General features: G+C 64.6%; 24 protein-coding genes, 2 tRNA genes and 1 pseudogene. 13 read left to right on the top strand and 14 right to left on the bottom strand.

What is annotated here, in order from left to right:
- Positions 1-366: 366 nt before the first annotated feature.
- Positions 367-1,395: an IS110 family RNA-guided transposase gene (locus ACVI1L_RS38790; RefSeq protein WP_456783038.1), complete on the bottom strand. Its 1,029-nt coding sequence runs from the start codon at positions 1,393-1,395 to the stop codon at positions 367-369.
- A 275-nt stretch (positions 1,396-1,670) separates the two neighbouring features.
- Here ACVI1L_RS38790 and ACVI1L_RS38785 point away from each other — a divergent pair, with 275 nt between their 5' ends.
- Positions 1,671-1,910: a DUF6719 family protein gene (locus ACVI1L_RS38785; protein ID WP_057019632.1), complete on the top strand. Its 240-nt coding sequence runs from the start codon at positions 1,671-1,673 to the stop codon at positions 1,908-1,910.
- A gap of 65 nt (positions 1,911-1,975) precedes the next feature.
- On the opposite strand, the gene ACVI1L_RS38780 is transcribed toward ACVI1L_RS38785, so the two are convergent.
- Positions 1,976-2,227 carry a hypothetical protein gene (locus tag ACVI1L_RS38780; RefSeq protein ID WP_076831552.1) on the bottom strand — a complete coding sequence of 84 codons (252 nt, stop codon included), beginning with the start codon at positions 2,225-2,227 and terminating at the stop codon, positions 1,976-1,978.
- Positions 2,228-2,736: 509 nt separating this feature from the next.
- Here ACVI1L_RS38780 and ACVI1L_RS38775 point away from each other — a divergent pair.
- The 3 genes from ACVI1L_RS38775 (at position 2,737) to ACVI1L_RS38765 (ending at position 5,212) form a co-directional block, all read left to right on the top strand.
- Positions 2,737-3,105 carry a hypothetical protein gene (locus ACVI1L_RS38775; protein WP_456785232.1) on the top strand — a complete coding sequence of 123 codons (369 nt, stop codon included), beginning with the start codon at positions 2,737-2,739 and terminating at the stop codon, positions 3,103-3,105.
- A complete protein-coding gene (locus ACVI1L_RS38770) occupies positions 3,102-3,950 on the top strand; it encodes an alpha/beta fold hydrolase (protein WP_057019629.1) in 849 nt (282 codons plus the stop codon). Before ACVI1L_RS38775 ends, ACVI1L_RS38770 begins: the two co-directional genes overlap by 4 nt.
- Before the next feature lie 101 nt (positions 3,951-4,051).
- Positions 4,052-5,212 (top strand): DUF2652 domain-containing protein, encoded by a 1,161-nt coding sequence (locus ACVI1L_RS38765; protein ID WP_456785230.1) that lies wholly within the window; start codon positions 4,052-4,054, stop codon positions 5,210-5,212.
- A 35-nt stretch (positions 5,213-5,247) separates the two neighbouring features.
- Here ACVI1L_RS38765 and ACVI1L_RS38760 read toward each other — a convergent pair whose 3' ends face one another.
- The 8 genes from ACVI1L_RS38760 to ACVI1L_RS38725 all read right to left on the bottom strand — a co-directional run bounded on the left by ACVI1L_RS38760 (position 5,248) and on the right by ACVI1L_RS38725 (position 8,904).
- Positions 5,248-5,781 carry a hypothetical protein gene (locus ACVI1L_RS38760; protein ID WP_057019627.1) on the bottom strand — a complete coding sequence of 178 codons (534 nt, stop codon included), beginning with the start codon at positions 5,779-5,781 and terminating at the stop codon, positions 5,248-5,250.
- A gap of 134 nt (positions 5,782-5,915) precedes the next feature.
- Positions 5,916-6,146, bottom strand: a complete 231-nt coding sequence (locus ACVI1L_RS38755; RefSeq protein ID WP_057019626.1) for a hypothetical protein — start codon at positions 6,144-6,146, stop codon at positions 5,916-5,918.
- Positions 6,147-6,284: 138 nt separating this feature from the next.
- The gene (locus ACVI1L_RS38750; RefSeq protein WP_057019625.1) at positions 6,285-6,464 is read right to left on the bottom strand and encodes a hypothetical protein; all 180 of its coding nucleotides are present in this window, start codon (positions 6,462-6,464) and stop codon (positions 6,285-6,287) included.
- A gap of 55 nt (positions 6,465-6,519) precedes the next feature.
- Positions 6,520-6,708 carry a hypothetical protein gene (locus ACVI1L_RS38745; protein ID WP_057019624.1) on the bottom strand — a complete coding sequence of 63 codons (189 nt, stop codon included), beginning with the start codon at positions 6,706-6,708 and terminating at the stop codon, positions 6,520-6,522.
- A 182-nt stretch (positions 6,709-6,890) separates the two neighbouring features.
- Positions 6,891-7,127 carry a hypothetical protein gene (locus tag ACVI1L_RS38740; protein WP_456785229.1) on the bottom strand — a complete coding sequence of 79 codons (237 nt, stop codon included), beginning with the start codon at positions 7,125-7,127 and terminating at the stop codon, positions 6,891-6,893.
- 316 nt (positions 7,128-7,443) lie between these two features.
- Positions 7,444-7,701, bottom strand: a complete 258-nt coding sequence (locus tag ACVI1L_RS38735; protein WP_456785228.1) for a hypothetical protein — start codon at positions 7,699-7,701, stop codon at positions 7,444-7,446.
- Between the two features lie 588 nt (positions 7,702-8,289).
- A tRNA-Thr gene (locus tag ACVI1L_RS38730) sits at positions 8,290-8,364 on the bottom strand.
- Between the two features lie 162 nt (positions 8,365-8,526).
- Positions 8,527-8,904 carry a hypothetical protein gene (locus ACVI1L_RS38725; protein WP_456785226.1) on the bottom strand — a complete coding sequence of 126 codons (378 nt, stop codon included), beginning with the start codon at positions 8,902-8,904 and terminating at the stop codon, positions 8,527-8,529.
- A gap of 258 nt (positions 8,905-9,162) precedes the next feature.
- Here ACVI1L_RS38725 and ACVI1L_RS38720 point away from each other — a divergent pair, with 258 nt between their 5' ends.
- The 3 genes from ACVI1L_RS38720 to ACVI1L_RS38710 all read left to right on the top strand — a co-directional run bounded on the left by ACVI1L_RS38720 (position 9,163) and on the right by ACVI1L_RS38710 (position 11,260).
- On the top strand, positions 9,163-9,903 hold the full coding sequence (locus ACVI1L_RS38720; RefSeq protein WP_456785225.1) for a HoxN/HupN/NixA family nickel/cobalt transporter: 741 nt from the start codon (positions 9,163-9,165) through the stop codon (positions 9,901-9,903).
- A 365-nt stretch (positions 9,904-10,268) separates the two neighbouring features.
- Positions 10,269-10,742, top strand: a complete 474-nt coding sequence (locus ACVI1L_RS38715; protein ID WP_057019618.1) for a hypothetical protein — start codon at positions 10,269-10,271, stop codon at positions 10,740-10,742.
- A gap of 95 nt (positions 10,743-10,837) precedes the next feature.
- The gene (locus ACVI1L_RS38710) at positions 10,838-11,260 is read left to right on the top strand and encodes a hypothetical protein (RefSeq protein ID WP_194295396.1); all 423 of its coding nucleotides are present in this window, start codon (positions 10,838-10,840) and stop codon (positions 11,258-11,260) included.
- 60 nt (positions 11,261-11,320) lie between these two features.
- Here the strand turns inward: ACVI1L_RS38710 and rlmB are convergent, their stop codons facing one another.
- Positions 11,321-12,145 carry a 23S rRNA (guanosine(2251)-2'-O)-methyltransferase RlmB gene (gene rlmB / locus ACVI1L_RS38705; protein ID WP_168856706.1) on the bottom strand — a complete coding sequence of 275 codons (825 nt, stop codon included), beginning with the start codon at positions 12,143-12,145 and terminating at the stop codon, positions 11,321-11,323.
- Between the two features lie 309 nt (positions 12,146-12,454).
- On the opposite strand from rlmB, the gene ACVI1L_RS38700 reads away from it, so the two are divergent.
- The 3 genes and pseudogenes from ACVI1L_RS38700 to ACVI1L_RS38690 all read left to right on the top strand — a co-directional run bounded on the left by ACVI1L_RS38700 (position 12,455) and on the right by ACVI1L_RS38690 (position 14,863).
- Positions 12,455-12,540 (top strand) — tRNA-Tyr (locus ACVI1L_RS38700).
- Positions 12,541-13,396: 856 nt separating this feature from the next.
- A pseudogene (locus tag ACVI1L_RS38695) lies at positions 13,397-13,516 on the top strand (SOS response-associated peptidase); the annotation flags it as partial.
- 111 nt (positions 13,517-13,627) lie between these two features.
- Entirely contained in the window at positions 13,628-14,863 is a 1,236-nt protein-coding gene (locus tag ACVI1L_RS38690) for a glycosyltransferase family 87 protein (RefSeq protein WP_456785223.1), read from the top strand.
- 40 nt (positions 14,864-14,903) lie between these two features.
- On the opposite strand, the gene ACVI1L_RS38685 is transcribed toward ACVI1L_RS38690, so the two are convergent.
- Both ACVI1L_RS38685 and ACVI1L_RS38680 read right to left on the bottom strand, forming a co-directional pair.
- Positions 14,904-15,764 (bottom strand): sterol desaturase family protein, encoded by an 861-nt coding sequence (locus tag ACVI1L_RS38685; protein WP_456785221.1) that lies wholly within the window; start codon positions 15,762-15,764, stop codon positions 14,904-14,906.
- A gap of 165 nt (positions 15,765-15,929) precedes the next feature.
- The gene (locus tag ACVI1L_RS38680; protein WP_338128920.1) at positions 15,930-16,856 is read right to left on the bottom strand and encodes a LysR family transcriptional regulator; all 927 of its coding nucleotides are present in this window, start codon (positions 16,854-16,856) and stop codon (positions 15,930-15,932) included.
- 118 nt (positions 16,857-16,974) lie between these two features.
- On the opposite strand from ACVI1L_RS38680, the gene ACVI1L_RS38675 reads away from it, so the two are divergent.
- From ACVI1L_RS38675 to ACVI1L_RS38665, 3 genes are all read left to right on the top strand, one after another.
- Entirely contained in the window at positions 16,975-18,330 is a 1,356-nt protein-coding gene (locus tag ACVI1L_RS38675) for an MFS transporter (protein WP_057019613.1), read from the top strand.
- Between the two features lie 33 nt (positions 18,331-18,363).
- Entirely contained in the window at positions 18,364-19,608 is a 1,245-nt protein-coding gene (locus ACVI1L_RS38670; protein ID WP_456785219.1) for an amidohydrolase family protein, read from the top strand.
- 310 nt (positions 19,609-19,918) lie between these two features.
- The gene (locus tag ACVI1L_RS38665; protein WP_076831515.1) at positions 19,919-21,109 is read left to right on the top strand and encodes an adenylate/guanylate cyclase domain-containing protein; all 1,191 of its coding nucleotides are present in this window, start codon (positions 19,919-19,921) and stop codon (positions 21,107-21,109) included.
- A 72-nt stretch (positions 21,110-21,181) separates the two neighbouring features.
- Here ACVI1L_RS38665 and ACVI1L_RS38660 read toward each other — a convergent pair whose 3' ends face one another.
- Positions 21,182-21,382, bottom strand: coding sequence for a hypothetical protein (locus ACVI1L_RS38660; RefSeq protein ID WP_456785217.1), 201 nt, complete (start codon positions 21,380-21,382; stop codon positions 21,182-21,184).
- Positions 21,383-21,477 lie beyond the last annotated feature (95 nt).

Genomic DNA, 21,477 nt, shown 5'->3' with positions numbered 1-21,477 from the left:
CCCCGGAATGACGACGGATGCGGTGAACCCGTAGCCCGGATGGAGCGCGGTGTAATCCGGGGCAGCCGACCCGACGAAGGAAGTCCCGGATTTCGCTCCGCGCCATCCGGGCTTCTGTAACGGGCCTTGGTTAGTCAATCCCTTTTCGCGTCATCCACTCGCCGGGCACTTGCTTCTGTACGGGATCGGCGCGAAGGCCGTCGCCTGATGGGGTGCATTGAGGAGCCGGCCGGCCAATCTACGGATTGCGTGGTCGTGAGCCACTTCCCGGATGGCGGCCTGACCGGATCCATCGTCCCAGCGGAGGGACTTCGCTCGGGGAGAGCCTGGTGTCGTGGCCCGCCCGGAACCGATTGCTGCTCCTGGCTAGATGGCCTTGGTCATCGGGTTGAACGGTTTGGTGTCGGCGAGCATGCGATGCAGGATCACGGCGAGCTTGCGAGCCAGCGCTACCTTGGCCTTGCGCATGCCTGCGCGCCGGGCGATCCGCATCGCCCAGCTCTTCAATGCCGAGCAATTCTTGACCGGCTTGGTCAGCATGACGTGAGCTGCCTGGTAGAGTGCCTCGCGCACGGAGGCATCCCCGATCTTGCTGATGCGGCCGGTGTAGTCGGTCTCACCGGACTGGTACTTCTTCGGGGTGAGCCCAAAGTGGGCTCCCGTGGCCTTCGAGGAGCGGAAGCGCTTCGGGTCGTCGATCGCCGCGGCATAGGTGAGCGCCACGATCGGACCAACGGACGGCGTTGTCATCAGGAGCTTGGCGGATGGATGCGTCCTGGCGAGCTTCTGGGTGTGCTTGTCCAGGCTCTTGAACTCCCGCAGCAGCACCGCATGGGCTTGGAGCAGCGCCGCCGCGACCAACTCCAGTCCGGGATGGCCGGTCACGAGCTCGCGGATGCGCCCGGCGAACGTGCGCTCGGTGGTCGCACCGACCTTCAGGCCAAAACCGCGAAGTATGCCGCGCAGGCTGTTCTCGACATCGCGAAGCTTGGATTGCAGCAGCTTGCGCACCGTCAGGATGGCGCGGGTCTCCTGCGCCGCGACCGACTTGCAGTGCACCGGCCGGAACCAGCCGAGCCGCATCAACTGCGCGATCCGGCGGGCATCGTTGCGGTCCGTCTTCACCGGCATCGACTTGAAGGCTTCGCGAACGTGCCGCGTTTCCAGCAGCTCGACCGCAAGCCCTGCGTCTCGCAGACCCGCATACAGCCATTGCGACAAGGGGCCTGCCTCCAGCCCGATCCGTTCCAGTACCAGACCCAGCGACCGGAACCAGGCGATCAGCGCCGCCGGCTCGCTCGCAACCTTCGTCTCGCGCAAAATCTTGCCTGTCCCATCGACAAGGCAAACGCTCGAGCATTCCAAAGACACGTCAATTCCTGCATAGTGGTACATGGTCGTCCCTTAATGATGCTTGGAGCGGGCTTGCCCGACTCCGTTGAACACCATCAGTTTGAGGGACGACCGCCTTCCAACCAACAGGCCGCTCGCGAGCGCGCTTCCAAATTGCGCCGTAGCGAGCGGGCGGCCGGCCCGTTACCCCATCTACGACGCTACATTCACCTGATGTTCAGGCCTGATCGTGCAATGCAAAAAATAATTCCTGCATTGCACGGAACTTTCATCGTGCTGCGCTATTATGCGATCGCCGGGCTGGTGGACAAACGAACATGCGTAGTTTTGCGTTAGGGCTGATCCTCTCTGCGGTCTCCGTGCCGTGCCTTGCCCAGACTATCCTCAAATCCGAACCCCTGGCGCTCGCGCCCTATGAGGTCGTGTTCGTGCAGGATGCGTCCTGCTCGGCTGGCAAGGTGCTCAAGGTGACCGGCGCGATCCGGGGTCTGCATCGGCGGAAGATTTGCGTTTCGGTCGCCGCCGAACAGGCCTCGCTGGCGACGGCCACGCCGTAGGCGCGGGCGACCGCACCGATTGCATCCTCGGCCCGCCGCTGCGCGCCGGCCAGCCTGCCGTCTGATCAGTTCAACCGCGGCTCCAGGCGTGCTTCGCGATCGGCATCGGCCTTGTTCTTGGCCGGATCCTCGTTCGGCTCGAGCTGACAGGGCCGGATTTCGTAGTCGTTATCCAGCACCGGGCGCGGCGCGGACTCCTCCTCTCCGGAGATGGCATCCACCACCAGGCCGGATTTCCTGGCCAGTGTCCAGACATCCGCCTCGGTCGGGTAGGCCTTGCTCAGCTTGGCGTCCTGATAAAACAGCGCGTACGGCATTCGTCGTTCCCCAAACAACCGACAACGCCAGCCCCCGTTTTGGGTTTCAGGCAATATCGCCGTTCCGGTCACGGAACCGTGAGCGAGCATCCGCGGCAAGGATCTGAAAATATGAGTCATTTCGGTTCTTTCGCGGAAGGGCCTTGAGTCCTTAACGGGTGGTAAACCCCCGAAAAAAGAATCCCCGGGACTCTCCGGGTAGAATCGCCGGATGCTCCGGCCCATGAGAGCAATCCACCAGCCCCCTTACGAACGCGTGCAGCTCGCGCTTGCGGTTGCGCTGCTCGCGGCCTGCGCCGCCAATGTGGCGCTGGTCTGGTCCTGGCTTTAGATATCCTGGCTTTAGATCTCCCGGCTCTCGCCAAAATCTGTATGTGGCGGCCACGCGAAAACGCCGGAGCCGCGCGGCGCCGCTGGCGATTGACGGCACCGGCATTCCTCCCATCATTGCCGGCAGAACAAGCGCCCGCTGCGCCCTGCGCGGACGGGCCGCGATCGGGGGAGCTGATATGATCGACACGCTGAAGGAACGGGTCAACGGCGAGGCCGGCCTTGTGCGGCGCGGCCGCTACCTCACCACGACATTCCTGCTCGAGATCGGCGCGGCCGCCTGGCTGATCGCGATCCATGAGGGCCGGATCGTCGCGGTGACGAAGGGCCCGTTCGTGATGCCCTCGTCGTCGTTTGCGCTGCGCACCTCGCAGGCGGAGTGGGACCGGTTCTGCGAAAAGCGGCCGCCGCCGGGCTCGAACGACCTGATGGCGCTGATCAAGCGCCGCGTGCTGAAGGCTGAGGGCGAGCTGCAGATCTTCATGGCGAACCTGCGCTACTTCAAGGAGGCGCTCGGCAAGCTGCGCCGCGAGGGAGTGGCCGCATGAGCGCCAGGTTCGAACCGATCGTCGGCCGTTACATGCATCTGGAGCTGTTCGGCCGGGCCCACCGCGTCTATGTCGAGGAGGCGGGCGAGGGCACGCCGCTGCTCTGCCTGCACACCGCGGGCGCGGACGGGCGGCAATATCGCGGCCTGATGAACGATGCGCGCGTCACGCGCAACCATCGCGTCATCGCCTTCGACATGCCCTGGCACGGCAAGTCGTCGCCGCCGCAGGGCTGGCACGACGAGGAGTACCAGCTCACCTCCGCGCAATATACGACCATGATCCTGGCGGTGATGGACGCGCTCGACCTCGACAGGCCGATCGTGATCGGCTGCTCGATCGGCGGCCGGATCGCGCTGCATCTCGCGCTCGAGCATCCCGAACGTTTCCGCGCCATCATCGGCCTGCAGGCCGGCGCGCATGTCGATCCCTATTACGACCTGAATTTCCTGCACCGGCCGGACGTGCATGGCGGCGAGGTCGCCGCCGCCATCGTCTCGGGCCTCGTCGGCCCCGACGCGCCCGACAAGGAGCGGTGGGAGACGCTGTGGCATTACATGCAGAGCGGGCCCGGCGTGTTCAAGGGCGACCTCTATTTCTACAAGGTCGACGGCGACATCCGGGCCCGCGTCGCCGAGATCGACACCAGACGTTGCCCGCTGTTTCTGTTGTCGGGCGAGTACGACTATTCCTGCACGCCGGAAGAGACGCTGGCGGTGGCGAACAGCATTGCCGGGGCTGAGGCCACCATCATGAAGGGCCTCGGCCATTTCCCGATGAGCGAGAATCCGGGCGAATTTCTCACGCACCTGCTGCCGGTGCTGGAGAAGATCGGCGGCCGCTAGCGCACGCCCGGGGTTGCTTTGGTCCTCGACCTCGGGCGGCGCGGTATGACAGACTGCGCGTCCGCCCGATTGGGCGTGAACCGGTTGCGCAGGAGGTCCCCATGCTTCCGAAGGCTGAAGCGGCCTATTTCGCGATTGCCGACATCTCCGGCTATACCAACTTCCTCGCGGCGGTCGAGCTCGACCATGCGCAGGATATCATCGCCGATTTCATGGATACGGTGGTGAAAGCGCTGCGCCCGCCGTTCCGCCTCGCCAAGTTCGAAGGCGACGCCGCGTTCGTCTACACCACCGCCGAGACGATCGACGGCTCGCTGCTGCAGGACGCGATCGAGGGCGCCTATTTCAAATTCCGCCGGCGCCTGCGCAGCGTGCGCCAGGCCTCGACTTGCGAGTGTCAGGCCTGCGTCGCGATGGGCGATCTCGATTTCAAGTTCGTTATCCATCATGGCGAGATGGTGAAGCAGAAGATGGGCGGCAGGGAGGAGCTCGCCGGGCGCGACGTCATTCTGGTCCACCGGCTGCTCAAGAACACGGTTGCTGAGAAGATCGGCGGGCGCGCCTACGCGCTCTACAGCGACGCGGCCATCCGCGCGATGGGTGTCGACCCGGTCGCGCAGGGTCTCATCGCCCATCGCGAAACCATCGACGTCATCGGCGACGTGACGCTGTGGGCGCGCGATCTGGAAGCGGCGTGGCGGCAGGAAGACGCGCAAACCCGGATGCAGGTGACGCGCGACGATGCCTACGTCATGCTGGAATTCGACATCGCCGCGCCGCGGCAGACGGTTTGGGAGTTTTTCACCGTGCCCGGGCAATGGCAGAAATGGTGGGACGCCGATACCATCGTCGAGGATTCCGGCAAGGGACGACGCGGTCCCGGCACCAGGAACCACTGCATGCACGGCAACCATACCGTCGTTGAGGAGATGCTCGATTGGCGCCCGCCCGATTATTTCACGGTGGGCATCACGCTTCCGATTCCCGGCGCGCCGCGGATCGTGATGACTCGCGCCGTTCTGGACGGTCCAAGCGGAATGACGCATCTGGAGCTGCGGGTCGCCAAACCTAAACCAAAGGATCGAGAGTTCGTCGAAGGCGCCGCGGTGAAATACGCCGAACGCATGACCAAGGCGATCGCCGGCTTGCGATCCATGCTGGAAGGGAAGCAGCCTGCCCTCGATGCAGTGGAGGAGCCGGCGTTGACGCGATCGAGCGGACGCTTCCTGACCGAGCCGGTGAAGTCGGGCGCGCGCGGCTGATGCCCAACGCACGGTCCGGGTCTAATGGGGCTGCGTTACTTGCCCGAGCGCGGCAACTCGTCGATCGCGGCGCGGACCTTGGCCATGGTCGTGGTGCAATATTCCTCGCGCTCCTTCAGGAAGCGCTGCTGCTGTGCGCGGAAATTGGCAACCCGCTCCCGCACCTCGGATCCGAAGTCGCCGCTGATGTCGAGCCTGGCAAAGTGCGGCAGCTGCGCCGGTTGAGGCGGAACTTCGACGACCGTCACCGCCAAAGGCGACGGAGCGGGGGGCAGGCCCTCGATCACGGTCGGCGCCGGAAGCGGAGGCGGCACGACCGCAGCCCGCACCTCAGCCTTGACGCTGAGCGTGGCGACCGCCTCGGCCAAGGCCTGTTCAGCGGCGATCGGCAACGCGGCGGCGGGGGCAGGTGTAGCGGCAGGCGGCGTGGCGGTCGACTGGGCGGCAGGCGCCGCCGCCGTCCGTGAGGCAGGCGCCGGCAGCTCGGCGTCGGGCAGCTTGCCCTTCACCGACTGTACGAAAGCCATTGTCTGCGCGATCAGGAGATCGCGTTCTTTCATCCACTTCATGGCGCACCCTGAGCGCGCGGATTCCAGCAAAGCAACCGCGCGGAATCAAGCGCTCGCCATCATGATGGTTGACGAAGACGCCTGTTTGGTAGGCGCGGTGACATAATTGTGACACGCCGCGCGGGCGTGGACGGTCAGCGTTGACGGGGATTGGTGTTCGGGACGAACGGGGTACCGACGATCCGGACCGGGGTCTGGGCCAATCCCTGATCCGATGCCGACGCGTGATTCGCGGGCGGCCGGGGCGCGGCACTCGCCGGCGCGGGCGCCGGATCGAGCAGGGCGACGAGGCCGGCCGCGGCCACGCTGAGCAGCGTGAACGCGCCCAGAAGCAGCAGATTGCGGTCGGATTCGCGGACCCTCATGCGAGGAAAATCGCGTGGGAGGGCATAACGTTCCGAACAAATCCTCAGAGCATTGTCGAGCGGATTTGGCCTCACCTTGAGGACGAGCATCAGGAGAGGACGAACCGGTGAGCCGGCCGGAACGGGGTGGGAGCCAGCCTAATGGGCCGCCATCGCGGCGGGTACCCGCTCGATGCTGCGGGCCTCGATCAGGTCGGCGTAGCGGCCATATTCCTCGGCCATTTCGAGCAGCTTCTCGCGCACCGCGGCGTCGGTCACCTGCCGGGCCAGCCGTCGCGCCTGATCGGATTGGAAGCGGTAATGTGCTGTGTCGGACATGGTGGCGGCTCCTCACATATCTGTAAGGGCCACCCGGCAAAGGTTCATCAAAGCGTCATTGCAGCGTCGGTGGACGATCCGCCGGGGGAGCCGACGTGACCGGCGCCGTCTTGTCCTCGCGGACCTCGACTTCGAACCAGCCCATCTCCTTCAGCTCGCGAGCCTTCTTCTCGGCCGCGTCTTCGCTGTCGCGCTTCAGCACGATTCGGCTGGTGCCATCTCGGGCAAGGATCAAATAGGTCATTGGCAGAGTCCCACCCCGCATTCTGCATACCCCGTTTGGGGCCGCAAGAACAGAAGCAAGGCGAGGGATGGGTGATCCTACGGGAAGGATCCCACGATTCCTGCCAGGGGAGTGTCGCAGCGGCTTTCCGAACCGGCCCCGCGGCGCAGCGCCGGTTCGGAAGGGCGAGTTGCCTCAGCGCTTCACCACCACGTCGATGTGGCGGTTCCTGTCGTCCCACCGGCCGCTCTGCAGGCAGCTCTCGCGGTACTGTCGCAGATGGCGAGGTCGCCGCCATGGGTGCGATTCCAGGTCTTGCAGGTCGACGCGATGTAGGTGCAGGTGCATTTGCCCGACGCGCATTGGCGCTCGACAGCGGTTTCGGCGGTGGCCGCCGAAATGGTGGCGGCGAAAGTTGCGAGCAAGATCAGCAATCTCATGGTGATTCCTCAAAATGGTGAAGTCTGGTCGGCGATAATTTCAGGCCGATCAGGATTGGCGATGTGCCTTAGCGTTGGGTGCAGACGAAGCGGGTGCCGTTCTTCGTCGTGCCGGTGGCCCGGCTGCCCTTCTTCGCGACAGGATAGTTGTTGCCGTTCGGGAAGCCGGTGAGATGGATGTAGGCGCTATCGCCGCCATCATACGACCCGGAGATCAGACCCGGGGCGGAGCAGGTTCAGCCTGCGGCGCTTGCCGGGATGCAGGCGATGGCAAGGAAGGCAAGGGCGAGTCCGATTTTCATCTCACCCTCGAGGCTCATCGATAGCCCGCGCTGAAGTTATGGTCGCGAATGCCGATCGCCTTGGCCTGTGCCGCGGACACCCGATCCCGACACTGAATGTACCTCAGGACCTGCGCGTCGGTGCCCGCGGAGTGAGCGCGCCACATGTCGAGATTGAAGCCGTTCTTGGCCATGCAGGCCTGGGCATGAGGGCTGTCATTGCGCTCCCTGGCGCTCGCCGGAGCGACGGCCAGTGTGGACAGGACAATCACGGTGCAGAAAACAATCTTCATTCTGAAATTCCCAAAGGTGAAAGTGCCGGAACAATAGCCAGCGGGAACAAAATCACAAGTAGTCGTTGCGAGATGACTCAACGTTCTCGCTAGCGCTTCCTGCAAAACATTGCGAAGCGCAGGGTCGTTGCATTGGCTAGCGGTGAGCGCGATCGACGACGTGGCACTCCCGGCGACCGGAATACTACGGCTCGCTCTGTACATTGTGGGCAATCAGGCGATGCGCTTTGATTGAATCGCGACGACATGTTCGAATCGCATCGGGAACGACGCGGCGTAGGCCGCGCATATCTGATGGAGGACGCGATGCCCAGGCACTTCGGTTTGAAGGCAGCATCGGCCGCAGGACGGTCGGCGTTCACGGGGTCATCAAGGGATTTGCAGCAGCGGACTGCTTCGGCGTCGGCATCGAAGAAGCATGCTCTGGACAGCGCTGCAGCGTCGAAGCACGCTTCCCCATGCTCGGAACTGCCGTATTCGCCTGCGAGCTGGCGGGGCTGCTGCGGTCGACGGTCGATCTCGGCAGACTGAAGCTGTGTCGCGGCGGCCAGATGGCGGAAATCCAAGCCAGCGGAAATCCAAGCCAATTGGTGCCGGCTGAGGGGATTGAACCCCCGACCTTCAGTTTACAAAACTGCTGCTCTACCGCTGAGCTAAGCCGGCGAATTGGGAATGATTTGCGCGCTCGAATAGCAGACTTGGCGCGCCAGAGCCAGAACCAAGGCTTGAACCGAGCAGGCGAGAAGCGATCGCGCCCCCGTGTCGGCCCGACAGCAAAAGGCGGCCCGCGGGCCGCCTTTTGCGCCGTCGGCCTAGTCAGCTGAGCTACTGGCAGGGATGCTGGCGGCCGTCGCTGCCGCGGAACCAGGTGCCGGGGGTGCAGACAAAGCCGTTTTGCCGGGCATATTCGGCGCCGCCGATCGGGGCGCGGGCATAGTCGGGGCCGCCGAACGGGGCGGTGGCGACCGCAGCCGCCGTGCCGACCGCACCGCCGACGACGCCACCGGCCACGCGGGCCGCGGCGTCGACAGGCGCGAACGGGCCGGGGTCATAGCGGTTGTAGCTGCCCTGCCAGCCTTGGTCCCGCCGACCGATGCGCTGGTGATAGGCGGTGCGGGTGGTGGCCGGTGCCATCGCCTGGCATCGGGCGTCCGGCCAGGCGTTCGAGCAGCGCGCGGGGGTGCCGATCGTCTGTTGCGCCATCGCCGGGCTCGCCAGCGCCGAGGCGAGCAGGGGCTGCTGCGCCGAGGATTTTGAATTGTGTCATGCGAAATCTCCTCTCGTCGTCGAGAGCTAATCTCGCGGTGCCGTGCCTGTTCCAGCGCGGCCTTGCCCCGTGTTCAAAGCAGTGTGAAGTTCTGCAGGTTCGTGCGCATGATGCGTTCCGGAGCATGCTGCCTTTGACGAGAATTGCGTGTACAGCGGTGAACGGACTGATGTCGGTGCCGACGCGGGGGATTGATGTTCGGAATTTTGAGTCTTGGCTTTCTGCTCGGCATGCAGCATGCGCTGGAGCCGGATCATATCGCGGCGGTATCGAGCATCGCGGCCCGCCGCAGCCAAGTCGGTGACATCGTCAAGCACGGGCTGACCTGGGGACTTGGCCACACGCTCACTTTGTTCATCTTTGCCGGCGCCGCGATCCTGCTCGGGCGCGCGATCCCGGAAACGGTCGCACAGCCGATCGAGACCGCGGTCGGTATCATGCTGGTCGGCCTCGGCGCGCATGTGTGGTGGCGGCTGTGGCGCGACCGCGTGCACTTCCACACCCATTCGCACGGCGACGGCACCACGCACTTCCACGCCCACAGCCATGCCGGTGAAGCCGCATCCACCGTGGCGCTTGCGTCCACCGTGGCGCGTGCGTCCACCGTGCCGCACGTCCGCGCCGCGCACAGCCATGCGCACGGCTTCCGCTGGCGCACGCTCCTGGTCGGCCTGATGCACGGCATGGCCGGCTCGGCGGCGCTCCTGGTGCTGACGGTGTCGCAGGCCCCAAGTCCGGTGATCGGGCTCGGCTATGTCGCGCTGTTCGGCATCGGCTCCATGATCGGCATGGGCGTGCTGTCCAGCGTGATCGCGGTGCCGCTGGCAGCTTCGGCGCGCTGGCTGACCTGGGCCAATCGCGGCCTGCAAATGGCGGTCGGCGCGGTCACGATCGCGATCGGCGTCCACGCGATCGTCGAGAACGCCTTCACCTGACGGGTCGGCGGCTTCCCGAAGCAAGATGACGTTGCGTCGATTTGAGCGACAGAGTCTGCGTCACCTCGCCCGACGTGCGGGGAGAGGTCGGAACGCATCGTCAGATGCGTTCCGGGTGAGGGGGACTCTCCGTAAACGTAGCTATCACCGTATCCGCGGAGCCCCTAACCCCAACCCTCTCCCCGTAAGAACGGGGAGAGGGGGCACTTCGGCGCCCGTTAACGATTTCTGATTCCGCACGGCCGCATTGACCGGATGCCGATGCTTACGCGTTAGGCTTACCGGCAGTTTGGCCGGCGTCCTTAACCCTTCCGCCAAGCCGTTGGATTAGGTTGTGGTGGAACAATTCGGGACGCTGGGTGAACATGCGCGCAAGTCTTGCGCTGGCGATATTGGCTGCGATGAGCTCGACGGCGCTGGCCGGCGGCGGCTTCGACATTGTCGTGCCGGTGCGGCCCGGCGTGCCGATCATCATTAACGGCGTCGACGCCTCCTACGCCGTGGTCGAAAGCGCGATGGGGCTCGCTCGCAACGAGTCGATGGTGCCGACCGTCTATGGCGGCCGCCCGATCGATCCCCAGCCGAATGTCGGCCACTATTATCCGAGCCTCGGCCGCATGCCGGGTTACGGCCGCCTCGAGATCGAGCCGCCGGCCAACCGCCGCCTGCCCAAGCCGGCCGAGAGCTACCATCAATCGTGGGGGGCGGAATCGGCTCCGCTGCCGGCACAGTCCAACGTGCCGGTCGATCCGCCGCCGGTGATCTACGCGCCGGAGTTCAACGGGCCGCGGCCGCTGCCGCGCCCATTCCCGCGGCCACCGCGACCCCGAGGATTCTGACATCGACTGCCCGAAATCAAGAGCCCCGCGAAACGGGGGTCCTGAATAGCCATCAAGAGCTACGCGACGAACAGAGAGACCTACAGGAGAGAGTAATGCGTCAAATGATCAAAGGACTGATTGCGGCGGTGGCCGTCATGCTGAGCGCGCCCGCAATGGCGTGCGGTTTCAACCCTTGCGGCTATTCCGCGCCCGTCGTGAATTACGGCTGCGGTGGTTGCGGCGGTGGCTACTATGGCGGCTACGGCTACGGCGCCGTCGAACGTCTGCCCGACCCGGATGCCGCTTATCCCAGCGCGGCGCAGCAGTACTATTACGTCAACCAGGGACCGACCTACACCGGTCCGGGCAACTGGGCACCGCGCCCGTACTACCGCGAAGGTTACGGCCGCCCGTATTACGGCTATCGCCGCTATGGCTACCGTCACTACGGCTACCGCCATCACTACGGCTATCGTTCGCACTACGGCTATCGCTACGGCCGCTACGGCCATCCGGTGCTGCGCCGCTACTACTGATCCGATCGTCAGTTCGAGACATCAGCGCCCGTTCGCGTCACGCGAGCGGGCGTTTGTCGTTCACATCAGCCCGAGCCGGCTGGCGCCGATATAGAGCGCGAGCACACACGCGTTCGAGACGTTGAGGCTCTTGATCTCGCCGGGCATGTCGAGGCGGGCGACGACGCGGCAGGTCTCGCGCGTCAATTGCCGCAAGCCCTTGCCTTCGGCGCCGAGCACCAGCGCGAGCGGCGCTTGCAGCGCGGCCTTGCCGAGATCCTCGGTGCCCTCGCTGTCGAGGCCGACGGTCTGGAAGCCACGCTCGTTCAACTCGTTCAGCGCGCGCGCCAGATTCTGCACGGTGACAACAGGCACCAGCTCGAGCGCGCCGGAGGCGGACTTCGCCAGCACGCCGGTCGCCTCCGGGCTGTGACGGGCGGTGGTGACAATCGCCTTCACCGCGAACGCCGCGGCCGAGCGCAGGATGGCGCCGACATTGTGCGGATCGGTGATCTGGTCGAGCACCAGCACGATGCCCTCCAGCGCCAGCGTGTCGATGCCGGGCGAGGGCAGGGGATCAGCCTCCGCCAGGAGGCCCTGATGCACCGCATCGGGGGTGAGGCGCCGGTCGATCTCGCTGGGCCGGACGATCTCGGGGGTGACGCGGGTCGCGATGTCTTCGTCGGCGAGGCGCTTGGCCGCGTTCTCGGTGAGGTAAAGCTTGCGGATATGGCGGTCGGGGTTGGCAAGCGCCGCCGACACGGTGTGCCAGCCGTACAGAATCACCGGCCCGTCGGAACCGGATTCGCGTTCCCGCCGGGCCGGCGGGCGGCCGAATTTCGGCCCTTTTTGGAAGGGTTTACCGCCCTTGCCTCGGAAATTGGGTTTGCGGTCGCGATCGCTCATGTGAGGCTTGTGTCACGGCTCCTGAATATTGGCAATTTTACACAGCGTTTTCGAGCGAAGTGGGGGTCCGGTTCGCGTGAAGAAAGCGCGACAAAACAAGAATCTAGCCGCAAGACTCACGACTTTGGAACAGAGATCGCCCGAGCCTGCAAAAGTATCCCAATTAGATGGCTGGCTTGGTTGACTTTGGGGACCGCCTTCCCCCATAAACGCGCCCGACCGCGCACCCGCTTCGGGTCGGCCGGTTATCAGCGTCATTTCGATGACCGGTCCGCCGCCACTCGCGCGGCCGGTCTGATGCTGTTGGACGGGGGAGTGTCCCGAGTGGCAAAGGGAGCTGACTGTAAATCAGCCGCCTCATGGCTTCGCAGGTTCGAGTCCTGCCTCCCCCACCAATCAAATCAATCACTTACATCGCCTGCCTTCCACGTCATCCTGATCGCCTCGAATGGTGGAAGGATTGGGAGCCTGTAGGAGTCCGTCAGGGAGCCGCTGAGCGGCCATCGCTCCTCGGCGTGATCCGGACGATCGCACAGGGGAGCCCGGTAGCCGGGGACGAGGCAGTGTTCGTGATGCTCCGGGTCTGGCCGGAACGTTTCCCGCTGTTCACGGCTTATGGAATAGTTAGCGCGGCGCGCGGTCCCTGATGGTTCATCCGCCAGCCCCAGAGATCGGGGACCGCGTTACTGCGCTGAGGCGAGGGCACATGACGGGTTTGTCCAATGACCGAAGCGACATTGTTCATGTTGGGCGTGGCGGGTTTGGCTCTGTGGTCCGCTATCGTTGCAGTGTTTGAGATCAAAGCGGCATGGGGGCGGAGCCAGCTACGACGGCGAGCCCGTGATCAAGGCCGCACCGAGATAATCCTCTAAAGCTTACGGGGAGAAGGCGACGTTGCCATCGGCTGAATATCATCTGCGACAAGCCGAGATCGCATCTCAGATGGCTCTTATCGAACCTGACTTCAACAAGGTCCGTGCATTTGCACCGTCTTGCCTTGGAGCACTACGACAAGGCTGAAGGGGCTCTACCCAAAGCGTCTTTGTATTCCGCACACCAAACGGCAGCATCGCCACCGGTCACGGACCGCAAGTCTCCACGATCGCATCCTCGGCGATCTCGGTAGATTCGTCTGAGGATATAGGAATGAAGCCGTTTCTTGAGCGGATTACGGAGGTTATATCTCAACAAGGGTTGACCCCGGCGGCAGGGCAATCTCCTGAAAGCGCATCTGCCTAATAGTCATGCGGCATGTGCAATCTCTACAGCATCACGACCAACCAAGCCGCGATCCTCAGCCTTTTCCGGATCGTCAACCGGTACGTCGGCAATCTGCCGCCGATGCCAGGCGTCTTCCCGGATTATCCGGCGTCTTCACCCTATCCGCGAAAACATCTCCAGCCGCCGCCGGCGTTCCATTGCTCGGCCGGCGCGCGCAATGGTAGACTGCGCCATTTCATGATTTGAGCCGTTTCAGACGATATGAAGAAAATTTTGCACTGGGACGCTTCTGCAGGAGATGACCCGGCGCTGATGGTTGCCTGCGCTGTCTTGCTCGGGGTCTCGATCCTGGTTTCGATACCGGCATTTGTCGGTGGTGGCGGCCAGGCCGGAATCGATTTTTCATGTTTCTGGGGCGCGGGCGCGATGGCGCTCGAAGGCCATGCGGCGGCGGCCTACGATTGGGAGCAGCTGCATCAGCAACTTGTTCTCCGGCTGCAATCCCTCAATCACGCTCCGTATCCTTACGATCAGGTACCGGTTCCGTTCTTTTATCCGCCGGTGTTTTTCCTGGTTGTGGCGCCGCTGGCGCTGCTGCCGTTTCCGATCGCGTTCTGGGTCTGGAGCGCAGCGAAGCTGTCTTGCTGGCTGCTCGTCGTTCATGCCATCCGGCCGCGCTCCGCCGCGCTGCTGCTGGCACTCGCTGCTCCGCCAGTATTCTACGACTTCATTTCCGGCCAAAGCGCACTGCTCGCCGCATCGCTGCTCGGCGGCATCCTGCTGACATTGGACAGGCGTCCGCTTCTCAGTGGAATCCTGATCGCGCTGCTCATCTTCAAACCTCAGTATGGCGTGCTGCTTCCCTTCGTGCTGATCGCCACCGGACGTTGGCGCGTCGTCATCACCGCCGCTCTGGTGATTCCGGTCCTCCTGCTGCTCGCCGGGCTGATCTTCGGTTGGGATACCTTCGATGGATTCCGCGCCGCCGCCACCTTCGCCACGACGCAATTCCACCTCAGTGGCGCGCTGCCATGGTACAAACTGCAGAGTGTGTACGGGCTCTTGAGAGACGCCGGCCTTGGCTACGGTTTGGCGATGGCGGTCCACGTCGCCATCGCATCGGTAGTTGCGATCGGGGTGCTGATCATTTGGCGCAGCCATGTCAGCTTCGCCGTAAAGGCCGCGAGCCTCCTGTCGGCAACGCCGCTGATTTCTCCTTACTTCGCGATCTACGATATGCCGATCCTGGTGGTCGCGTTGCTCTTTCTCATGAACGCCAGCGCGGGCCGCCTCGCGTCGCGTTCGGGTCGAAGCGCCTTCCGGATCGCTGTCAGCGTCGTCTTCGTATTGGGATACGCTTTCCCGTTCGTGCGCACGCCTCTCGGCCCCATGATGTGCGCAACCGTGATCGCGCTGATCTGGACGAGATACCGGCAAGAGGCCGGCGAGACAGCTACAGGCGAGGGATTGCGAAAATCTGCAACCGTTGGAGGCTAGTGTCCTGATCGCGAACAGTCCGCGGCGAAGATCATCACGATCAGCCGTCCTGGTGCGCCGGCGGCGTTGCCGTGCCGGGCACAGCCTCCGCGCCAACCGGGCGCCTGGTGCCCGACGGATCGTCGCGCTTGAGCATCGAGGCCCAGGCGAAAAATGGATAGGCCAAAAGCGCCAGGTATCTCGTGGGCATCGGATGATCGACGCCGAATGCCGTCGGCTTCTGCCGTTCCGGAAGATAGAGGCTGCCGAACAGCACATCGTAGAACGAGAACAGCCCGGCGTAGTTCTTGTCCCTGGCTTCCCGCTCGCTGCTGTGGTGCCAGTGATGAAACTCCGGCGATACCAGGACATGGCGTAGCGGGCCGTAGCCCAGGCGCACGTTGGCGTGTGCGAGCCAGGACTGCCAGTAGTAGATCGCAAGGTAGGTCCCGATCGCCTCAGCGGAGAAACCGAGCGCGAACAGCGGGAACAGCGAACCAACCTTCATGAAGGTCACGTCAAGCGGGTGCTGGTGGATCGCGGCGAGCCAGTCCAGCTCTTCGACGGCGTGATGAACGGCATGGATGCGCCACATGGCGGGCACGACATGCAGGATGCGGTGGGTCCAGTAGATGCCGAGGTCCCCGATCACGATCGCGATGAGCGCCTGAGCCCAATACGGGAGATCGCTGACCGCCTGCTTGACGGCCGAGGGCAGGATCGATTGATTGACCAGCGTCGCCAGTGCGATGATCGCGGTCACGCCGATGAACACCAGCCAGCCGTTGAGAAACAGGAAGGCCATATCAGTCGAAAGACCGCGCCTGAAGATCTTCTGCTGCCTCGCTGCAAAGAGTTGCTCGAACGGCACGAAGATCAGGGGCGCCAGCAAAAGCTGATATTGTTCCAATAACTCGCGCATTCAAATGGCCACATGAAATGGCGACAGCCTACCACCCCGGTCCCCGATGGCGTCAATCGGAAACCAAACCCGGGTTGTGGGAGCGTTAATCAGCATCCCCGTGCCGCTACGGGGATCACCGGTGTCCGGGAGCCGGGTTCGTCCGCATGCCCCAATCCCACCGCGTCACTCCATCCTTGCGAACATCTCCACCAGCGTCTCGCGCAGCCAGCGTTGCGCGGGGACGGTGTCGTTGCGCTGGTGCCAGAACAGGCTGACGATGCGGGGCGGCGCCGGCAGCGGCACCGGCATGGCGTGCAGATGGGGCGCGTGGCGGGACTGGGCGCTGAGATCGCGCGGCAGCACGGCGATCAGGTCGGACTGGCGCACGATCTCGTAGGCGGCATTGTAGTGGTTGACGGTCGCGACCAGATTGCGCGACAGCCCGCGTGAGGCGAGAAACTGGTCGTAGGTCGGCAGCGTCTTGCCGGCGAGGCTGACATCGACATGCTTGGCGGCAAGGAAGCTCCGGGTGTTGAGCCGCTTCTGCCTGGCCAGCGGATGGTCCCGCCGCATCATGCAGGCATATTCGACGGTCCACAGCGAGCGTGAGCGGATCACGGCCGGCGGCTGCTGCGCCTCGTTGACATAGACGCTCAGCACGCAATCGACCCGGTTGTCCTCGAGCCGGTCGCCGATCTCCAGGATGGTGTTGGGCACGGTGTGGATGCGCGCGGACGGCGCCACGTCGCTGAAGCGGGTGAGTAGCCGCGGCATCACCAGCGAGGCCACGTAGTCGGACATCGACAGGATGAATTCGGCCTGGGTCTGTCGCGGATCGAAGGCGTCCTCATCGAGGGCGTGGCGGACATGTTCCAGGGCGTCGCCGATCGGCTGCCACAGCGCCACGGCGCGCTGCGTCGGGCGGATCCCGCTCGCGGTGCGCACGAACAGGGGGTCGCCCAGCGCGTCGCGCAGCCGCGCGAGCGCGTTGCTGACCGCGGGCTGCGTCATGGTCAGCGCGCTGGCGGCGCGCGTGACGCTGCCCTCGGTCATCAGCGCCTCGAAGACTTTCAGCAGGTTGAGGTCGAGCGTGCGGAAGGACACGAGCAATATTCACAAGGGTGATGTGCCAGATAACGATTATAAATTATTCGGATAATATTGGTTTGTCTATCATTCCCCGGCTGACCCTGTGGCGCGTGCCGCCGCGGGGCGAGGGGGGACTTTCATGTCGATGATCTCGGCGCGCATCGAGCGCCTGCCGTTCGCGCGGTTCCACGTGCACCTGCTGCTGATGGGCGGCCTCGGCTATCTCTTTGACGCGATGGATGCCGCCGTGCTGGCGTTCATCCTGCCGGTGCTCCGCACCGCCTGGGGGCTGACCAATGTGGAGACCGGCGTGCTCGGCAGCAGCACCTTCGTCGGTTATCTGTTCGGCGCGCTGCTCGCGGGGACGCTGGGCGACCTGATCGGCCGCCGCGCGGTGATGATGTCGGCGCTCGCGCTCTACAGCGCGGCCTCGCTGGTCAGCGCGGCGGTGGATAGCTGGCCGGCGTTCTTTGCCGCCCGCGTCGTCGCCGGCATGGGCACCGGCGCGGAGAGCGCGATCATCGCGCCTTACCTCGCCGAGTTCGTGGCGCGGCGTTACCGCGGCGCCTTCACCGGCGCGCTGGCGGGCTTCTTCTCGTTCGGCTTCGTCGCCGCCGCCTTGCTCGGCTATTTCATCGTGCCCGCCTATGAGAACGGCTGGCGCATCGTGCTCGTCATCACGGCTATACCGGTCGTGATGCTGCTGTGGTGGCGGAGATCGCTGCCGGAATCGCCGCGCTGGCTGGAAAGCCGGGGCAGGGCGAAGGAGGCCGAAGCGGTGCTCGACAGGATCGAGGCCGGCTTCGCGCGCGAGGGCCGCGCGCTGCCGCCGGCGGTAGCCGAGCCAGCCGCGCCAGTCGCCTCGTCGGGAACGCTGGTGAGCAATTTTGCCGCGCTGCTCGCCGGCCGGCAGGCGCGCATCACCACCATGACCTGGATCATGTGGCTGTCGATCACCTTCAGCTACTATTCCTTCTTCGTCTGGATTCCCGGCCTGCTGGTGCAGAACGGCATGAGCATCACCAAGAGTTTTGGCTATTCGCTCGCGATGTATTGCGCGCAGGTGCCGGGCTATTTCACCGCCGCTTTTTTCAATGAGCGGATCGGACGGCAGGCGACGATTGCGACCTATATGCTGCTCGGCGGCGCCAGCGCGCTCGGGCTCGCCTTTGCCAAGAGCGATGCGGAGATCATGGCGGCCGGCCTGCTGCTGTCGTTCTTCATGAACGGCACCTATGCCGGCGTCTATGCCTACACGGCCGAAGTGTTTCCGACATCGATCCGGACCACGGGGGCGGGGCTCGCATCCGCGATCGGCCGCATCGGCGCGATCGCAGCGCCGATCCTGGTCGGCTACCTCTATCCGAATTTCGGCTTTGCCGGTGTGTTCGGCGTCACCACGTCCGTTCTCCTGATTGGCGCGCTGACCGTCGTGCTGATGGGCGTGCCGACGCGCGGCCGGTCGCTGGAAGACATCGCAAGCGAAGCCGCGTGATCATACGAGCTACGCGCTGACAGGAGACCTTTCATGTCCACCATCCTCTTCAAGAATGCCGCGCTGCTCGATCCGCTGCGGTCCGATCTGCTTGAGGGACACCACGTGCTGGTCGAGGACCACCTGATCAAGGAGGTGTCGGACCGGCCGATCGAGGCTTCCGCCGATCGGGTCATCGACCTCAAGGGCAAGACGCTGATGCCCGGCCTGATCGACCTGCATGTCCATGCGGTCGCGGTCGAGCTCGATTTGTCGCAGCAGGCGCGGATGGCCAACGTGCTGGTGACGCTGCGCTCGACCATGCTGTTGCGCGGCATGCTGAAGCGCGGCTTCACCACCGTGCGCGATGCCGGCGGCGCCGGCTATGCGCTGAAGCAGGCGATCGACACCGGTCTCACTGATGGCCCGCGGCTGTTCGTCTCCGGCCGCGCGCTCAGCCAGACCGGCGGCCACGGCGACGGGCGCGCCCGCTCGGACTATCTGGCCGACCCGACCTGCTCCTGCTGCGTGCGGGTCGGCGCGATCGCGCGCGTCGTCGACGGCGTCGATGCGGTGCGCAAGGCGGTGCGCGAGGAGCTGCAGATGGGCGCCGACCAGATCAAGATCATGGCGTCCGGCGGCGTTGCGTCGCCGACCGATCCGATCGGCGCCTACGGTTATTCCGAGGACGAGATCCGCGCCATCGTCGCGGAGGCGAGAGCGCGGCACACCTATGTGCTGGCGCATGCCTACACGGCGGAGGCGATCGAGCGGGCAATACGCTGCGGCGTGCGCACCATCGAGCACGGCAATCTGATCGACCTTCCGACCGCGCGGTTGATGGCCGAGCAGGGCGCCTATGTGGTGCCGACCCTGGTCACCTACGAGGCGCTGGCCAATGAGGGCGCGAAGTACGGCCTGCCTGCGGCGAGCGTCGCCAAGATCGCCGACGTTCGCGACGCCGGGCTGCGCTCGCTTGCAATCTATCGCGAGGCCGGGGTCAAGATGGGATTTGGCACCGATCTGCTCGGACCGTCGCAGCGGCTGCAGAGCGACGAGTTCCGGATCCGCGCCGAGCTGATCGGCCCGCAGGCAGTGATCGCCAGCGCGACCATCATCGGCGCCGAGGTGCTCGGCATGGAAGGCAAGCTCGGCCGCATCGCGCCGGAGGCGTTCGCCGACCTGCTGGTAGTCGAGGGCAACCCGCTGCGCGACGTGGGTTGCCTGCTCGGCCAAGGCGAGCACATCCCGCTGGTGATGAAGGCCGGCAAGGCCGAGGTCGACCGGCTGGACGGGTAGGGCGGGAAGGGGGTAGGCTGAATCGATACGATTTCTGAATAATGGAATCGTACCGCTGATTTGCCCGACGAGTCAAGTTGCGGTGTCGCCGGACAGTTGCCGTGTCCGCCGGCACCTTTGCATGGGGTTGTTTTCGATATTTTGGCAGTGCGTCCGTCCTCACCACACCACGCGCAGTGCAGGACAGGGCGGGCATTCAGAGCCCTGACCACCGGTACGCCCGATCACGTTACCGCTGGTGGCGTTGACGTTGCCGGGCAGAAGCACGACATATCGCGTGCCGATCCCACCTGCCGCTCCGGAGCAAGCCATGAACGCCCCCAACATCGAGTCCGTCACGCCGCAGTCTGGCGGCGACGTGGTGGCCTGGCTGACCAACGAGACCCGCGACGAGCGCTTCATCGACAATATCTTCGCCGAGCTTTGCATCCGGTTGCAGGGCAGGGGCATCCCGCTCAAGCGGGCGACGATGAATCTGCTGATCCAGCATCCGCAATGGCTCGGCGCCCGGATCATCTGGGGCGACGGCAAGCGCGAGGCCGAGATCACGCGGGTCGACTACGAGGTCAGGGAGCGCTCGGAATATATCGGCAGCCCGGTCTACGAAATCCACCAGGGCGCTGGCGAAGTGCGCGAGCGGCTCGAACGGGCGCCTGGCCGCACGCATGCGCTCTTTGACGAGATGCGCGCGCAAGGCCTGACCGACTATGTGGCGTGGCCGCTGCTGCATACGCTCGGCAAGCGGCATGTCGTGACCTTCGCGACCGACCGGTCCGGCGGTTTCGATGACGCTGACATCGCCGAGCTGCGCAAGGTGCTGCCGGTGCTGGCGCTGGTCAGCGAAATCCGGATGAAGAACCGCCTGGCGCGGACGCTGCTCGAGACCTATGTCGGCACCCATGCTGGCGAGATGATCCTGGCGGGTGCGACGCGGCGGGGCAGCGGCACCACGGTCCGCGCCGCGATCATGATCTGCGACCTCAGGGACTTCACCCGGATCTCGGACTCCTGGCCGCGCGACGATGTCATCGATCTCCTCAACGACTATTTCGACGCGATGTCGGAGCCGATTGCGCGGCACGGCGGGGAAATCCTGAAATTCATCGGCGACGGTCTGCTTGCGATTTTCCCGCTCAGCGATCCCAGGGCCTGCGCCAACCTGCTGCACGCGGTGTCCGAGGCGCGGCAGGCGATGGCGGCGCTGAGCGAAAAGAACAGCATGATGGGCCGGGCGCCGATGAATTACGGCATCGGCGTCCATGTCGGCGACGTCATGTACGGCAATATCGGATCGCGCAGCCGGCTCGACTTCACGGTGATCGGCCCCGCGGTGAACATGGCCTCGCGGCTCGAGGCTCTGACCAAGCAGTTGGGACGAAACGTGCTGCTGTCGCGCGCCTTCGCCGATCTGGTCTCGCACGATTTCGCGCTCGAGCATGTCGGCGAGCATTTGGTGCGCGGTTTCAGCGAGCCGATCGAGCTGTTTGCCTATCGGGGCTGAGGCTCGATTGGCCAGCGTGACGTGCGGCGCACGCACCGGCTGAGACGGCCCAATATCCAAAGGCTCCTGCCGTTAAGGAGATCGGCCGGACAGGTTTACTGTCGGCGCGCGCAACAATTGCTGCTCGGCATAGTTGGCCAGACGATCGTACTCTTCGGCGATCTTCAGAAGGTTCGCACGTGAGCTTTGGTATCTGAACAACTCCGCCTTGGCACGTGTCTTGGCGGCTCGATCCCGCCAATAGCCGGCGTTGGTCATGACGTTCTCGACCATGGTGCTTCCCCCTTTCTCAGGGATTGCCCATAGACCAACGTCGCCGCGACAAGTCCGCTCCCCGAGGAACCCGGAACTGGCGTTCACGCATGAAG

It is taken from the genome of Bradyrhizobium sp. USDA 4516, from assembly GCF_054055915.1.
Note: the sequence above shows the minus strand (reverse complement) of the source record. Positions and strands in the feature narration are given on the sequence as shown.

What these genes read in the sequence shown, in the direction of transcription:
- ACVI1L_RS38715 (WP_057019618.1), top strand. Translation starts at nt 10,269, where the DNA reads ATGCGCGCAAGTCTTGCGCTGGCGATATTGGCTGCGATGAGCTCGACG.
- ACVI1L_RS38770 (WP_057019629.1), top strand. Translation starts at nt 3,102, where the DNA reads ATGAGCGCCAGGTTCGAACCGATCGTCGGCCGTTACATGCATCTGGAG.
- ACVI1L_RS38665 (WP_076831515.1), top strand. Translation starts at nt 19,919, where the DNA reads ATGAACGCCCCCAACATCGAGTCCGTCACGCCGCAGTCTGGCGGCGAC.
- rlmB (WP_168856706.1), bottom strand. Translation starts at nt 12,145, where the DNA reads ATGAGCGATCGCGACCGCAAACCCAATTTCCGAGGCAAGGGCGGTAAA.
- ACVI1L_RS38740 (WP_456785229.1), bottom strand. Translation starts at nt 7,127, where the DNA reads ATGAGATTGCTGATCTTGCTCGCAACTTTCGCCGCCACCATTTCGGCG.
- ACVI1L_RS38735 (WP_456785228.1), bottom strand. Translation starts at nt 7,701, where the DNA reads ATGAAGATTGTTTTCTGCACCGTGATTGTCCTGTCCACACTGGCCGTC.
- ACVI1L_RS38750 (WP_057019625.1), bottom strand. Translation starts at nt 6,464, where the DNA reads ATGTCCGACACAGCACATTACCGCTTCCAATCCGATCAGGCGCGACGG.
- ACVI1L_RS38725 (WP_456785226.1), bottom strand. Translation starts at nt 8,904, where the DNA reads ATGGCGCAACAGACGATCGGCACCCCCGCGCGCTGCTCGAACGCCTGG.
- ACVI1L_RS38765 (WP_456785230.1), top strand. Translation starts at nt 4,052, where the DNA reads ATGCTTCCGAAGGCTGAAGCGGCCTATTTCGCGATTGCCGACATCTCC.
- ACVI1L_RS38670 (WP_456785219.1), top strand. Translation starts at nt 18,364, where the DNA reads ATGTCCACCATCCTCTTCAAGAATGCCGCGCTGCTCGATCCGCTGCGG.
- ACVI1L_RS38745 (WP_057019624.1), bottom strand. Translation starts at nt 6,708, where the DNA reads ATGACCTATTTGATCCTTGCCCGAGATGGCACCAGCCGAATCGTGCTG.
- ACVI1L_RS38675 (WP_057019613.1), top strand. Translation starts at nt 16,975, where the DNA reads ATGTCGATGATCTCGGCGCGCATCGAGCGCCTGCCGTTCGCGCGGTTC.
- ACVI1L_RS38790 (WP_456783038.1), bottom strand. Translation starts at nt 1,395, where the DNA reads ATGTACCACTATGCAGGAATTGACGTGTCTTTGGAATGCTCGAGCGTT.
- ACVI1L_RS38685 (WP_456785221.1), bottom strand. Translation starts at nt 15,764, where the DNA reads ATGCGCGAGTTATTGGAACAATATCAGCTTTTGCTGGCGCCCCTGATC.
- ACVI1L_RS38720 (WP_456785225.1), top strand. Translation starts at nt 9,163, where the DNA reads ATGTTCGGAATTTTGAGTCTTGGCTTTCTGCTCGGCATGCAGCATGCG.
- ACVI1L_RS38760 (WP_057019627.1), bottom strand. Translation starts at nt 5,781, where the DNA reads ATGAAGTGGATGAAAGAACGCGATCTCCTGATCGCGCAGACAATGGCT.
- ACVI1L_RS38660 (WP_456785217.1), bottom strand. Translation starts at nt 21,382, where the DNA reads ATGGTCGAGAACGTCATGACCAACGCCGGCTATTGGCGGGATCGAGCC.
- ACVI1L_RS38785 (WP_057019632.1), top strand. Translation starts at nt 1,671, where the DNA reads ATGCGTAGTTTTGCGTTAGGGCTGATCCTCTCTGCGGTCTCCGTGCCG.
- ACVI1L_RS38755 (WP_057019626.1), bottom strand. Translation starts at nt 6,146, where the DNA reads ATGAGGGTCCGCGAATCCGACCGCAATCTGCTGCTTCTGGGCGCGTTC.
- ACVI1L_RS38690 (WP_456785223.1), top strand. Translation starts at nt 13,628, where the DNA reads ATGAAGAAAATTTTGCACTGGGACGCTTCTGCAGGAGATGACCCGGCG.
- ACVI1L_RS38780 (WP_076831552.1), bottom strand. Translation starts at nt 2,227, where the DNA reads ATGCCGTACGCGCTGTTTTATCAGGACGCCAAGCTGAGCAAGGCCTAC.
- ACVI1L_RS38775 (WP_456785232.1), top strand. Translation starts at nt 2,737, where the DNA reads ATGATCGACACGCTGAAGGAACGGGTCAACGGCGAGGCCGGCCTTGTG.
- ACVI1L_RS38710 (WP_194295396.1), top strand. Translation starts at nt 10,838, where the DNA reads ATGCGTCAAATGATCAAAGGACTGATTGCGGCGGTGGCCGTCATGCTG.